We start from the raw sequence: 355 nt of genomic DNA, 5'->3' as shown, positions 1-355 counted from the left end.
ATCAATTTGCCGTCCGGAAACCTTGGATCGTTGACGATCTCGACCGGATCGGCATGTATGTGTCCATGCAGGTAGACGATAGGCTTGTTGCCCTGCAGCAGCTGAGTTCTGACAAATCCGCTGTTGAGCATCTCCGCGTATGGCGTAATGCGCGGAGTCTTTTGTGGCAGCAGATTGTGATGGCCGATCATGATGCCGTAACGCATGTCGGGCTGCTGGAGCAATTCCTGTAGGCCTGCAAGCATCTCACGCGAGATGTATGGCGTGTCCATCTGACCGTAATACTCGTCGTCGGACGCCTCCTTGTCTGGATCGCTGGGAGGTGTCGCGGGCGAATGTCCCGAGGTGTCCGGCG

General features: G+C 56.6%; 1 protein-coding gene. It reads right to left on the bottom strand.

Annotated features, from left to right (window positions below; translation table 11 throughout):
• A partial coding sequence (locus tag EN807_RS33375; RefSeq protein ID WP_210240021.1) for a hypothetical protein occupies positions 1 to 272 on the bottom strand: 272 nt, incomplete at its 3' end.
• Positions 273 to 355: the final 83 nt, after the last annotated feature.

Origin of the sequence: Mesorhizobium sp. M5C.F.Ca.ET.164.01.1.1 (assembly GCF_004792125.1) — a bacterium.
Lineage (GTDB): Bacteria > Pseudomonadota > Alphaproteobacteria > Rhizobiales > Rhizobiaceae > Mesorhizobium > Mesorhizobium wenxiniae.
This window is presented reverse-complemented; position numbering and strand designations above follow the sequence as displayed.